Origin of the sequence: Microbulbifer variabilis ATCC 700307 (genome assembly GCF_000380565.1) — a bacterium.
Classification (GTDB): domain Bacteria; phylum Pseudomonadota; class Gammaproteobacteria; order Pseudomonadales; family Cellvibrionaceae; genus Microbulbifer; species Microbulbifer variabilis.
On sequence record NZ_AQYJ01000029.1, the window covers coordinates 367,275 to 380,983 of the forward strand.

The window sequence follows — 13,709 nt, forward strand, 5'->3', positions numbered from 1 at the left end:
GTAATGAAAGCAGTCGAACAATTAGAAAAAGAATACGACGTTGTCATTATTGGTGGCGGTTGGGCCGGCTTGACCCTTGCGCGCCAGATAAGGCGAGGCAGTAAGGAAATCTCAATCCTTGTTGTAGAGGCCAGCGAGGAGTTTCGGGGGAAAGTTGGTGAAGCCACTGTCGAAATGACAGGCCACTATTTTATGAAGCAACTGGGGTTGGTGAACTACCTATACCGTAATCACTTACCTAAAAATGGTCTGCGTTTCTTTTATGACAAGCCTGATCACAGCTTGTCGCTCACAGAAATGAGTGAGCATGGGACTACCAGCATTCCACCGCATCCGGCCTTCCAACTGGATCGGGCCCGCTTGGAAGAAGATCTGGTGGAGATGAATCGCGCAGATGGTATTGAAGTTGTCATGGGGGTGAAGGCCAAGGCACTCAATATAGAACGAGCAGATAAACGACACTCTGTGCTGGTGTCTGCCGGGGATTACTGTTCGGAGATTTCTACACATTGGTTAGTGGACTGTAGTGGTCGAAACCGATTCACCAAAAAGCATAAAAAACTAACTCGGCAGGAAAATGTGCCTGAACACTTCTCTGCTTGGGGGCGTTTCAAGAATATCCAGGATATAGATTCCATGGGTGATGAGGCTTGGAGAAAACGGGCGTTTGGCCGTTTCCTCTCTACCAATCACTTTGCGGGGGATGGCTATTGGGTATGGTTTATCCCTTTGAGTGGTGGCTACACCAGTGTTGGTATCGTTGGAGAAAAGGCTAAATTTGAGAAACCACCTACTAAGCGCGATAGCTTCCTGAATTTCCTGGCGGAATATCGTGCGATTGCGGAGTTGTTGGAGGGTGCGGAGCTTGTGGATTTCGAGGCCTGGGGCCAGCTAGCTTATCGTGCGGACGAATTTATTTTTCCAGATCGTTGGGCAACTTCCGGCTTTGCTTCTATGTTCCTGGACCCGCTATTTAGTGGGGGGGGCGATATGATCGCCCTGTTCAATGATCATATTTCCAAATACATTCTTATGGATCTTTGTGAATCTGACAGAGATAAAGCTCAGGAAGTACTGGATCATCAGTTACCGGTTGCCAACCAAACAGTAAAAGAGTTTTACCAGGGACTTTATGCACATGTGGCTAATGTGTATCCGGTCATTGACTCCGCCGAACTGTGCTCGCCGCTACTGGCTTACAATACCGCAGCCTATTTCTTGGAAATAGCCTGGGATTATATGTCTGGAAATTACCTTGACCAGGAATACTGGCAACGCAAGAGCTACCTGCGTCGCGGCTATATGGCTCTTGAATTAATACTGCAAAAGCAGCTGATAGATACCGCTGAAGTACTGAAGTCCGAGGGGCGCTACTACCGCCGAAATGATGAAGGCTTTTTCGAATCTGGAGCCGATCATTATAAGTATTTTGTTTACTTGATGGGTACCAGTGGCAAAGATGGGTGGCGTATTGATTTAAGGGTCAAGCTCTGGGTGGAGATGTTCCTTAAAGTAATCGAAGCTAAATTGGATCTACCGATGCTTGCCAGTAGGATGGTTGTGCAGCAAAGTATTTTATTGCCGGACCTTTTGGAGAGGCCCAACCTGAATGTTGGGGACAAAGATTGGCTCCTGAATAAAATCTCAGACAAATTATCCGAAATGCTCTCCGAAGAAACCGAGTTCCCGGTTCAGGCTAAGATTAATGAAGATACCTTTCACACTGATATGGTGAACGTTGTGGACCCCTCAGGTGATCTCACTGAAGTTGAGCTTGAAAAGCTTTCTAAGAAAGCCAAGGCACTCTGGGGGCAAACTCAGGAATATATAGCCATGCCGGGTATGGTGCCTGTATTTCTGGCATTTGCTCGTAGCCAGCCTGATAGCATTATGGATTCAGTAATAGACCAGAGGAAAATGCAGGGTATGAATCGAGAAGTCTCTGAAATTAATGTTGTGGAGGCGGTGTGATTCAGGAGTTTTTTAAGGCCAGGGATGGTAAGAGCCTGGCATTTCGCTGGTTACCAGCGGATGATACTGAGACTGCACTAATTTGTATGCACGGTAGTACTTTTAGTAGCCAGTGGTATCTGATGTTTGGACGTATGTTGCACAGGCAGGGGATGACCATTTGTCTACCTGACTGGCGTGGCCATGGCAAAAGTGAAGGCCGTCCAGGTGACCTGGACTATCCAGATCAATTACAAGACGATCTGCATGATTTAATTAATCACCTGAAACAGCGCGGAGTACGTCGTATTATTTTGGGGGGTCACAGTGCAGGTTCTCTTGCGTGCTTAAGATACCTTGGGATATATGGTACCCAGGACATAGTGGGTTTCTTCGCTATTGCTCCGCCATTAACCCAGGCAGAGGAAACCAGGAAGTACGATATTGCTACCTCAGGCCTTGAGTACTTTATCCGTTACTTCCGCAAGAGAAGACATGCACGGCCGATGGCGGGTCCTGAGCAACAAAATTTGCCTAAAATAAATCTGTGGAAGTATTGGCTGGCAATGCTCTTTCCTGTTTTCAGGCGGATGGCTGTGCTGAGCTTTCCTCCAGTGGGGTCGGATGCCGGTAACCAGGGTAGAGTTCTTGATTGTAGCTTTAATCTCCTGAGCGCTTATACAATCAAAAGATATACGGATCTGTTTGCCAGTCTGGATATTCCGTGCCACATCACAGTCGGTGAGCATGATGAGGTGGTCGACGCTCATATTCTGTATACAGTGATGAACTGGTATATATCTCCCCAGGTTGAGTCTTGTCTGACCGAGATTCCAAAAGCCACGCATATGTCAGCTATTTCGGCATCGGCCAAACCACTTTCCAGCTGGTTGGATAAGGTAGTTGAGCGTCAGCTGGAGGCAAGCCTGTGAAGCAAATGGTTTACGATGTTCCGGGTGTGGAATCCGTAACTCTGGCAGTTGGAGCAGAGCTTTCCCTACTTAATTTATATCCTGCCAAATACAAAAAGTCAGAAGCTATTCCACTTGTAGATCATGACTCTGTGATTCAGCGAAGTGATCGCAATAGCTTTCATATTAAGCTTGGCAAATCATTCAGTTTGCCCCTTTATCACTTCCTCTTTAATGAACAGTTATATATAGGAAGATGTCTATCTTCTTTTATAGCGGTGGGTGCCGATAAAGTTGATCCTCATTATTTAATCGAACTGGAATACTTTGGTTTTCCGACAGAGCGAAAAAGCCTGCTGAAAAATGTCCATATGCTTTTTCCTGGCGATGAAGTGATGATTAATGCAGAAGAGCTTATTTGGCTGAATGAAACCTTGCCGGAGCAACCGGGTTTACATGCGACTTTGGTGAAACCTCAAGCAAAAGGGGATGTAGTTTACAACCTTCTGCCCAAAGTGGCTACGGACCTGTTTTCTCCTTTCGATCATGTATTTTTTGCCGAAATTTCACAGCAACTACAAGACAATGAAGATTTGGTTCTTGAAATATCCAAAGATAGTCTGCCGAAAAATTTTGGACTTAATAAAGAAAGGGCTGATGTCTTTAATGGAGCCCACAAGTCCAACGTAGTTGAGGGGGTTGATCTACAAGAATACACCGATCAGATCAATGACTTAATCAAGTCAAGCTGGGAAGCTTCGGGAAGTAAAGAGTCCCTAGGTTGCTATCTGGCAGAGCAGTTTTACTATCCATTTATTCTGTTCCAGCTCAATACATTAGCTGCTGGAGCTGGTAAGGAAATCAGGGTTGTTGAATCAGCAAATCAGGAAAACAGTGTAGCGCCGGTATTTTCTTTGGACGATGCCCCAATAGTAAATGTCTATGAATCATTTCAAAGGGTGTTCTTTTACGGTAACCAGTGGCTTTCTCGCGTATGGTTTTTTATTCCACCCATGATTAGTGCCAAGATTATTAAACGGCAACAGAAATATTCCGGCGGTGAACAGCATATATGTATATATGCCCTTACTCTGGATTATTTGTTGCGATTCTATCCCTTAAAAGTTGGTAATGTTATTGGAGATTAGGTATGTCTACAGCAGTCGTAGAGAGCAAAGTACAGGAACTCTGTGAGCAGATAGCTCTTATGCTGAATGTTGATTCCGTCGATGCGGATACTCCCATCGCTGAGCTTGGTGTTGATTCACTCAATATTGTTGAAGTGATACTAATTTGTGAACAGCTTTATCCTGGAGTTATGAGTCCTGAAAATCTGGTGTTTGATGAACACACCACTCTTAAAGAAATGGATAACCAATTACTTGAGAATTCTGTCGAGATGTAAATCTCTTATAGGGGGGTAGCCCATGTTAAAGAAAGTGCTAACAATTCTAATAAGCAGCCTTTTTATCGGAAATATTGTTGCCTGGTTTTCAGGGGCAGCTCCCATAGATTTTAAAAAGGTCGCTTATAGCAAATCAGAAACTGAGCAGTTGCAGTTCCTTAAGGCGGAGCTTGAGCAGGATCAATCTGACACAGAGTTGATGCTGCAGCTTGGTCAACTGTACAGCTATCACAATGAAATAGATCGAGCAGATGAGTTATTGAGCCTTGCTTACCAGAAAGATCCTGACAATATGCTGGTCAAGGCTGCCTACTTCTCTAATGACGGGAAGCTGGCCGGGGCTATGTTTGATCCCGTTATGGGGATCTACAAGCTCTATCGGCTGCGTAATGCGATGAGCCAAGTGGATGCGGCCGCAGTACAGGCGAACTCTGATTTTAATGTACGCTTGGTTCGTTTACTGACTTTCTCTTTTGTTGGTGAGATCAGCGGTCACTTTGATCGGGTCTTTGAAGATGAAGTCTGGTTTAATGCGGTAATTGATGAAGACCCTGCGGCTTTACCTGCTGAGGTCAGGCAGCTGGTATATCTCGCTCTTGCCAATGCCTATTGGGTTAAGGGGCAGGAAGATAGTTCCGAGTTTAGTATAGCCTCTGACTATTTTCAGAAGGCAGAAAGTCTGGCTGACTGTCCCTCGACAATGCAGGATGCTTGCAAGCAATTAAGTCAAATGGTTGTAACCCTGGGCAAAGCCTAATGCTGGTTGAACTTAATAATGTATCTAAACGCTATGCGATGGGTGATGTTTGGGTGGATGCGCTCAAAGAAATCACTCTTTCCCTGGATAAAGGCGAATTTTTAGCTGTTAAAGGCCCGAGTGGCAGCGGAAAGAGCACCTTGCTGAATATTTTGTCTGCACTTGATCAGTGCGATTCCGGCACCGTTCAGGTAGGGGGGGTTAATGTTGGGGCGTTGGGCGAGCACAAGCGCTCGAGGTTCCGCAACCGGCATATTGGCATCGTGTTTCAGTCCTTTAACCTGATACCGGTACTGACCGCTTTGGAAAATGTGATGTATCCGCTGACTCTCAGGGGGGTGAAAGATGCAAAGCCGCGGGCTTTACAGGCACTGAAAGATGTCGGTCTAGAAAAGCAGGTTAATCAGAGGCCTACACAACTGTCTGGTGGGCAGATGCAACGGGTAGCCATAGCCCGGGCGATTGTTACACGGCCCGATATTGTGCTGGCTGACGAGCCTACTGCAAATCTGGACTCAAAAACCTCTGAAAATATTATGGCGTTGATACAGAAACTGAATAAGGAGCAGGGTGTCACCTTCGTTATATCCACACACGATAATTATGTGACCAGCCTGGCTTCCAGAGTTATTACTATTCTGGATGGAAAATTAGTGGGAGATAGTCTTGCTGAAAATAGGCAGGCCAATAAATATTCAGAAACTGTTCTTGATGAATCGGGGGTAGAGGTATGAAGTTATTTACTCAGCAATATGCTCTGAGATTTTTTGTTATCTTTTTTATTTTAGCCAGCCATCTATCAAAAGTATGGGCTGAAGAATATATACCACCCACTGAGATTCCCCCTGAGAATAGTGAGCGGGCTTTACTGATAGCTGGATTAAATGAAAATTCCACCCCGGAACAAAAAAAAGTTGCCTACTTAGCCGAGCTGGCATTGCTCACTTCCTCGGCCGATACACAAGTGGCGCAAGTGGAATTGCTGGAAGAGAAGATCACTCAATTACTGAAGTCACAGGATAATGATTCAGAACTAAGTGCCGCCCTGGGTTCAGCGATCTCGTTTCGATCCAGTTTTTATACAGACCAGCTGGCAAAGCTTTCCTTATTCTCAAGAAGGGGAAATCGCATTATGGATAGAGCTGTTAAACAAGCCCCCTTTGACTTGGGTGCCCGGTTACAGCGCGGCATCAGCTGTGCAAATATGCCGGCGTTCCTTCGTCGAGCCCGCTATGCGGTTGAAGATCTAGAACTGGTTCAGCAACAAATAGGTGGGAAATATGGCGAAGAGTTCCAGGCATTTGTCGAGTTCTACCTGGCGCAGGCCTATAGTCGTAATAAGCAGGCAGAGAAGGCCCGAAGCCTTTGGGCAAAGCTGGCGGGCTCTGAAACCAATTGGGCGCAAAAGTCTCGCCAGGCGCTGGAGAAGTTGTAACCATGACTCTGGGTTGGAAAGTAGCACTGTTAAATATCCTGAGAAATGGACGGCGTAGTCTGATTACTCTGGCAGCAGTTGTATTTGGTTGCACGAGCCTGATTATATTTGGTGGCTTTGTGCAGTCTATGTACGATGGTATGCGTGAGAGTATGATTCGTTCGCAGTTAGGTCATATCCAGGTTTACGCAGAGGGGTTCGATCAGTATGGTAAGGCTGAACCAGAGAAATACCTTATCTCCTCTGCTGACTTAGTAGAGATTAGCGATGTAATTGAAGAGCAAATCCAGGCTTTGGTGGTGGCTCCACGACTAAATTTTAATGGGCTTCTCAGTGATGGAAAACAGTCTATAGCCATAACGGGGGTTGGTATCGATGCGGAGAAAGAAGTTCTCCTTTCCTCCGCTATTCATATTGTTGCAGGAGAGGACCTGTTTCCTGAAGATGCGGCTGCTGCGCACCTTGGAGAGGGGCTGTTTAATTCACTGGATGCTGAAATAGGGGACTATTTGACCTTGTTGGCTAGCACCCAGGATGGGGCGATCAATGCGGTGGATATCCAAATTGCTGGAGTGATTAGCACTGGTGTAAAAGAGCTGGATGATCGTCTACTTCGCGTCAATTTACCTCTTGCCCAGGAGTTGCTTTATACCTCAGATGTAACCAGGCTGGTTGTCCTTTTGGACGATACCAAAATGACCGACAAAGTCGTTGGTGATTTGCAAAGGATATTTCAACAGCAGGGTCTAAAACTGGAAATAAAGAGTTGGTGGGATCTGGCTGGTTATTATCACCAGGTCGTCGGGCTATTCAATGGTGTCTTTGGTTTTATTACAGTTATTGTATTGGTAATTGTGGCTTTAAGTATCTCCAACACCATGCTGATGGCAGTGATGGAGCGCACTCGCGAGATTGGTACTATTCGAGCCATGGGGGGAACCCCCACCCAAGTGGTCGGGTTAATTCTTCTGGAATCCGTATTCCTGGGTATTATCGGTAGTCTTTTAGGTCTACTTGTAGGCGTTCTGGCTGCTAAAGGCATCACCTATGCGGAGTGGATGATGCCGCGCCCACCGGGTAGTACCCAAGATTACCCTATACGGGTATTTGTAGTTTCTGAAATTTTAATCAAAACCTTTGTCTTGGGATTTTTCATCTCTTTGGTTTCCAGTATTTATCCTGCCGTGAAAGCATCCAGAATACCCGTAGTGAATGCTCTGAGGTTTACCTGATGTTAATGCGAGCTATCCAGTGACGTGAGGCTTAGAAAGAGTATTGTGATGGAAAAATATCGCTTTGGTTTTTGGATTGTGTTTTTGCTTGCTTTCAGTCTATCGTCAAAAGCTGAAGTGACAGCGGAATACCTGGTAAATCGACTGGATGAGGTCAGGGGCTATAGGGATCAAGGATTTGTATTCGATATCACTAATATCAGCTACAAAAAAGATAAAGAGCCCCGAACAAATACGCTCAGTGTTAAAGTCTTCAATGATAAATCCCTGATTCGTTTCGAGTCACCCGCCCGAGAACGGGGCCGGACAATGTTGAAAGAAGACTCCAATATGTGGCTCTATATTCCGGGGACCCGCCGTATTATCCGAATAGCGCCTTCGCAGCGTTTAATTGGGGAGACCAGTAATGGAGATGTAGTGGGCACTAACTTCTCCAGGGACTACCGTGCAAAAATTGTTGGTGAGGAATCAGTCGAAGCGCAGGAGTATTGGTTGTTGGAGTTAACTTCGACTGCTTCCGGCGTAGCATATACCAAAGTAAAGGTATGGATGGCAAAAGCCGACGGCCATCAACCGTTAAAAAGTGAGTTTTATTCCCGCTCCGACCGCCTCTTGAAAACAGCATTTTACAAAGAGTATAAAAAGTACTCTGGCGAATTGAAAGTACACAAGATTTTGTTAGTTGATGCACTGATGCAGGATAACTATACCTGGATGAAGTTTGATAATTACCAGCTTGAAGCGCTAGATCCGGCTATTTTTCAAAAGGCTTCTCTGGGTAGGCTGAATTAAAAGAAGTAAAGATCATGGCAAATCCTAGCTTGGTCCGGCAAAAGCTGGCTATTTTTTTGTGTATTGCTTCACTACCTCCCTTAGTCATTGCACAGGAGTATGAAGATCCGTTTTCAACCGAATCTTCCGAAGCCAATCTGGCGGGTGAGCTCGGTAGTGATATGTTGGAAAATTCTGCTTCATGGAACTTTGATGTCTCTGCTATTGCCTACCACCAGCAAAATAGCGTTAGGGACAATCAATACTTTAATCCTGGAGGGTTGGTTTTTCGTGAAAGGGAGTCCCAACTGGCATTGGATTTAAGTGGCCAGTTTTCTACCGGTTCTTATTTTTCCGCTTATACACGTTTAGCTCTCGTAGGGGACTATCGAGTAGATGAATCAGGAGGTGCTTCTGATGAGTTCAGCCACTACTTATTAGAAGGCTATTTATCCTCCTATTCCTCTAATCGACGATTTGGAGTGAATGTTGGGCGCATGAAGCCTCAGTGGAGCAATGGCTACAACTGGTCACCCGCAAATTTACTCAAGCCTGTTTATGATCGCCCAAACCTGGATACCGATGACCTGACCCAACAACAAGGGTGGGATATGGTTCATCTGGATTTTCGCTACGGGGATTGGAATACGGGTTTCTACTTTGCTGAAGTGGAAGATACCTTGGACCGAAATCTGGACCTTCCATTTGGCGATAGTGATTATCAGTATGCGTTGGTTTTCAACCGAGAGGGGGACCTGGATACTCGTCTGGTATTACACCAGCTAGAAGGTGGGGATATTAATGTTGCCCTTGGATTAAGTGCACTAGCTGACGATAATATCACTCTAAGGTTTGAGGGCGCCTGGGAGCACCAGCGGGAGCTAGCACTGGCAGGTGATATGCAATACGCTGACCTGCAGGATCGCGGTTACTTGAAAGCAGTTCTCGGCACCCAAGTAAGTTTAAATGATGGTTGGGATATTACGGCAGAATATCTGTATAACGAACATGGTTATACAGCGGAAGAGTGGGATCAGGTAATTGAGCAAATAGATGTAGCTAAGCTGAATCTCACTCAGCCAGGCTTTTCCCTGACAAGCCTACAATCAACAGAGGCGCACACAGCTTTTAATTTCCTGATTGATAGCTTTGGCTTGTTATCTGTGGGGCAGGTACGACGGGAATATCTGTTTTTTATGTGGGGGAATACGCGTGTAGAGCGTAAATTCCAATATCGTCAAAGTATCCAATACAATATTGATGATCAGAGTCAATACCACAATCTGGAATTTATCCAGAATTGGACGGAACATTTCAGTACAAGGCTCCAGGCTCAAGTATTTTCCGGCTGTGATAGCTGTGAATTTGGCCTGGTTCCCAGTGAGCATCTACTGCGATTGAGTTTCTATTACGATTTCTAGTTTTTTTATACTAGAGGATGTATAACTGGAATAGCAAAGTGTTCTCTGATACTTATATAGAATTAACAGGTCTATTTAGCCCAAAGTATTTAATAGTTTCCAGTAAGTAGTACTTCATATTTTTTTGCTTTTTCGAGATTGCCAGATTCACGATGAATAGAGATTATTGCCTGCAATATATCTGGTGAGGATGGGAACTGATCCAATCCTTTTTCAAGTACTGAAAGTGCCTGCAATGGTTCTTTGGCCGAGTGTAAGGCAATAGCATATACGTAGATATAGCGACTATTGGTTTCCTGGGCTTCTGCAGCTTGTTGCAAAAAGTAAATTGCCTCTGAGTGGCGGCTCTGCCGTATCAAAGATAGCCCCAAGGAGTGCTGAACTGCCGCTTTGCTTTCGGCTCGTTTCAGGCCTTGCCGCAGTAGTTTCTCAGCCTCCTCCTCACGCTCCTCAACTCGATACAGGTCCGCCAGATTCACGTAGGCAGGGACATAATAGGGGGCACTCTTAATTGCTCGCCGAAAAAAAACTTCTGCCTGGCTGGAATTACCTCTCTGTCTGTGTAGTTCGCCCAGATTGACCAGGGATTCCGGGCGATCACTATTAAATAACTCTGAGGCGGTGTACTCCTTAAGTGCTGTGTAAAACTGCTTCTGAACGGGGCCTGGGTAATTATTTAGGGGCAATGATCCCAGTGCATTGGCGGCTAGCGAGCGTGTTACGCGTTCACGCTCAAAGAGAAGGGGAATGCCCAGTGCCGGGCGAAATTGTGCTGGTACTCTATCCAGTGATTGGGCTAGAGCCAAACTGAGAAGCGGTTCGTTACCTTGCGCTATTGCCTGTAATAGCTGGGCGGAATGACGTGTGAAATACTGGGGGAGTAGGGTTACTGCGGTCGCCCTCGCAATTGCTGGCTGTGTGGAATCTGTAATTAGCTGGCTTAGTTTTTTCTCCCCATCGATTGCTTGGAAAAATCCTGCGTGAAGCGCTTCGCCGTAATGAGACTTGTCGGGGGCGCCGAACTTTCTGCGCAGTACATCAGTTGCCCATTGGTTGGTTTGTTCCTGGTGGCAGCTGAGGCAGGCATTGGGTGTGTTTAACTTATCAGAAAGGTCTGGCCTTGGGATTCGAAAACTATGATCCCGACGGCTATCTACCTGCATATAGTTTTTTGATGGCATATGACAATTGACGCATCTTGCACCGGAGCTATTAACAGGGTGAAGGTGGTGATCGACTTGCGCAAATTTTTCCGGGAGGTGGCACTGGGAACAGACACCATCGCTACTACTGCGCAGCTGTAAGCTATGTGGTTCATGGCAATTGCTACAGGTAACTCCTGCTGCATACATTTTACTCTGCAGGAATGAACCGTAAACATAGACTTCCTCGTTAATTTGACCATCTATATGATAGAGCGGCGGTAGCAGCAGGGCGGGATTATAGTGATCCAGAAATTGGCTGCCAGCTTTTGCGCCGGGAAAGAAAGTAGTGCGCCTGGAGTGACACTGGGCACAGATTTGTAGTTCTTGATTTTTTTGGGATACCTTATTTTTGGCAATGCCACTTTCATGGTCCATTTCCCAATTGGTCGCCCTGACCGAATGCAGTTCAACAGGAAATCCAAAATTTTTGATCTTTAACTGCTTGTTCTCAGCCCACTCTAGATGTTTGGATGCTGACCCGTGGCAGGACTCACATGCAACATTGATTTCGGACCAGCTGGTTTTAAAGCTATCGGTATTTAGGTCGTAATTTTTTTGTAGTTTTGTGGAGTGGCAGTCCGCACACATAAAATTCCAATTTTGATTGATGCCGCTCCAGTGTAGGGAGTGCTTATGTGAGATCTTCTCATCTGGATATAGGTGGAACCATCGCTGCCCCCCCTCTGCCTTGGACCGACTATCCCACGCAATACTGAGTGCCTGGAGGCGTCCGCCGGGAGACTGAATCAAGTATTGTTGCAGTGGTACTGCGCCAAATGTATAGGCAATAGGAAAATCTTTTAGCTCGCCGTTGGCCCCATCAGTATTGACGTAATAGTCCCCTTTCTTTTTATAGAAGGTGGAAGTAATACCCTCATAGGTAAAAGTTGACTGATTAAAATCGCCGAGGATACTCCCTTCATTCGCTTCCTGCATTGCAAAAGCATGGTGGGAACTTTGCCAGGCGCTGGTCTCTTCCTTATGGCAGTGAGCGCAAAATTTAGACCCTACATAAGTCGTTTCTTTATGCGCAGCTTGACCTATCTGCTGATTATGAGTTGTGGAGGTATCGAGGTTTTTAACCTTATCTACTTTGGACATACTGCGATCATTCGGCCCACAAGCAATCAGAGCTTGAAGACTCAAGAGCACGACAAGTCGGGAAATACCGCTGACTATATTTATCATAATTCTTGCGTAGTCCTGAATAACCCAGTTCGGCTCTGGGATTGCTAAAGCAAGATTAGTTCATTCGCCGCCAAAGAGTAACGTTTAACCATTAGGGTGGTTTGTGGGTATGGTCAGGATTCAAGCGTATCTGTTTGCATATGGCTTACTCGTGTCAGCATATGCCTGCTTTGCTAACGAACGTGGTAGTGCGCCACTTCCTTCATGGAATAGTACTGCTGCAAAGTCCGCTATCGTAACATTCATCGATAAGGTCACTCAGGAAGGTAGCGCAGATTTCATCCCTCCTGAACAACGTATAGCCGTATTTGATAACGATGGAACCTTATGGGCAGAAAAGCCAGCCTACTTTCAGCTGCTCTTTGCTATGGATGAAGTAAAGCGGTTGGCACCGGAACACCCTGAATGGAAGTCGGAGCAGCCTTTTGCGGCGATTCTCAACGATGACATGATCACCTTGTTGGCACAGGGAAGAACCGGTTTGGAGAAAATGATCGGTGCGACTCATGCGGATATGACCAGAGAAGAATTTAATAAAGTTGTTACTTCCTGGCTTAATACAGCCAGAAATCCGCTCACAGGAAAGCACTACATTGCTATGTATTACCAGCCAATGCGAGAGCTATTAAATTTCCTGCGCTCGAAAGGATTTAAAACTTATATAGTTTCTGGAGGTGGCGCAGATTTTATCCGTGTGTTTTCTGAACAGCTATACGGTATTCCTCCAGAGCAGGTTGTTGGTAGCCGACTGAAAGCCCGCTATGAGGATGGTGATGGCAAGCCGCGTGTTATCACTACTGATGATATCGAATTTGTGAATGATAAAGAAGGCAAACCTATCGGTATTAGCCAGATGATTGGCCGCCGTCCGATTTTTGCCGCTGGAAACTCCGATGGGGACCTGCAGATGTTGGAGTGGGTAACATCAGGCCCTGGGCCGCGTTTTGGGATGTTGATTCATCATACCGATGCAAAAAGGGAGTGGGCTTATGATCGCAATTCCAGGGTGGGACGCTTGGATAAAGCGCTAAAAGCTGCGAAACCCAATGGCTGGACGGTTGTAGATATGGCCAAGGACTGGAAGGTGATATTTCCCGTCGTACAAACCGCCGAAAAAGAGGACAGAAACGGTGAAAAAGTACATGCGCCAAATTAATCAAATCTTTCGCCAGGGAAGCATATCGAGCAGTGTTGGTATAGCAGGCACCAATGGGTAAAGACTTGTCTAATCTTGCTGTATTACCCCTCAAAGAAAGTGCAAGATTTGAACTCTGGCGCCAATAACAGGGGTCATATTCTGGATATCAGGCAAGGTGCTTTTGTTTTGATATGAGCCCACAAAGCGAGTGATGAGGTCCGTCATGTATTCACTTTTCCTGCTGTCGCGACGAGTAGCAGTGGCTATTGGTTTACTTTGCTGTCTTCAGTGGCAAG

At 45.9% G+C, this 13,709-nt stretch carries 12 protein-coding genes; 11 read left to right on the forward strand and 1 reads right to left on the reverse strand.

What is annotated here, in order from left to right:
* Positions 1-3: 3 nt before the first annotated feature.
* Genes G367_RS0120405 through G367_RS0120450 form a run of 10 tightly spaced genes read left to right on the forward strand, consistent with a single transcriptional unit; the run spans position 4 to position 9,882 of the window.
* Positions 4-1,971, forward strand: coding sequence for an NAD(P)/FAD-dependent oxidoreductase (locus G367_RS0120405; protein WP_020415020.1), 1,968 nt, complete (start codon positions 4-6; stop codon positions 1,969-1,971).
* On the forward strand, positions 1,968-2,882 hold the full coding sequence (locus tag G367_RS25375) for an alpha/beta fold hydrolase (RefSeq protein WP_020415021.1): 915 nt from the start codon (positions 1,968-1,970) through the stop codon (positions 2,880-2,882). The genes G367_RS0120405 and G367_RS25375 overlap by 4 nt, the downstream gene beginning before the upstream one ends.
* Entirely contained in the window at positions 2,879-4,009 is a 1,131-nt protein-coding gene (locus G367_RS0120415; protein WP_020415022.1) for a hypothetical protein, read from the forward strand. Before G367_RS25375 ends, G367_RS0120415 begins: the two co-directional genes overlap by 4 nt.
* Positions 4,010-4,011: 2 nt before the next feature.
* The gene (locus G367_RS0120420; protein WP_020415023.1) at positions 4,012-4,266 is read left to right on the forward strand and encodes an acyl carrier protein; all 255 of its coding nucleotides are present in this window, start codon (positions 4,012-4,014) and stop codon (positions 4,264-4,266) included.
* Between the two features lie 22 nt (positions 4,267-4,288).
* Positions 4,289-5,023: a tetratricopeptide repeat protein gene (locus G367_RS0120425; RefSeq protein WP_020415024.1), complete on the forward strand. Its 735-nt coding sequence runs from the start codon at positions 4,289-4,291 to the stop codon at positions 5,021-5,023.
* Positions 5,023-5,757 (forward strand): ABC transporter ATP-binding protein, encoded by a 735-nt coding sequence (locus G367_RS24510; RefSeq protein ID WP_020415025.1) that lies wholly within the window; start codon positions 5,023-5,025, stop codon positions 5,755-5,757. The genes G367_RS0120425 and G367_RS24510 overlap by 1 nt, the downstream gene beginning before the upstream one ends.
* Positions 5,754-6,458: a hypothetical protein gene (locus G367_RS0120435; protein ID WP_020415026.1), complete on the forward strand. Its 705-nt coding sequence runs from the start codon at positions 5,754-5,756 to the stop codon at positions 6,456-6,458. Before G367_RS24510 ends, G367_RS0120435 begins: the two co-directional genes overlap by 4 nt.
* Positions 6,459-6,460: 2 nt before the next feature.
* Entirely contained in the window at positions 6,461-7,690 is a 1,230-nt protein-coding gene (locus G367_RS0120440) for an ABC transporter permease (protein WP_020415027.1), read from the forward strand.
* A 48-nt stretch (positions 7,691-7,738) separates the two neighbouring features.
* Positions 7,739-8,482 (forward strand): outer membrane lipoprotein-sorting protein, encoded by a 744-nt coding sequence (locus G367_RS0120445; protein WP_020415028.1) that lies wholly within the window; start codon positions 7,739-7,741, stop codon positions 8,480-8,482.
* A gap of 14 nt (positions 8,483-8,496) precedes the next feature.
* Positions 8,497-9,882, forward strand: a complete 1,386-nt coding sequence (locus G367_RS0120450; protein ID WP_020415029.1) for a hypothetical protein — start codon at positions 8,497-8,499, stop codon at positions 9,880-9,882.
* Positions 9,883-9,971: 89 nt separating this feature from the next.
* Here the strand turns inward: G367_RS0120450 and G367_RS0120455 are convergent, their stop codons facing one another.
* The gene (locus tag G367_RS0120455; protein ID WP_020415030.1) at positions 9,972-12,275 is read right to left on the reverse strand and encodes a multiheme c-type cytochrome; all 2,304 of its coding nucleotides are present in this window, start codon (positions 12,273-12,275) and stop codon (positions 9,972-9,974) included.
* A gap of 109 nt (positions 12,276-12,384) precedes the next feature.
* Here G367_RS0120455 and G367_RS24515 point away from each other — a divergent pair, with 109 nt between their 5' ends.
* Positions 12,385-13,431, forward strand: a complete 1,047-nt coding sequence (locus G367_RS24515) for an HAD family hydrolase (RefSeq protein ID WP_020415031.1) — start codon at positions 12,385-12,387, stop codon at positions 13,429-13,431.
* The last annotated feature ends 278 nt before the right edge of the window (positions 13,432-13,709 follow it).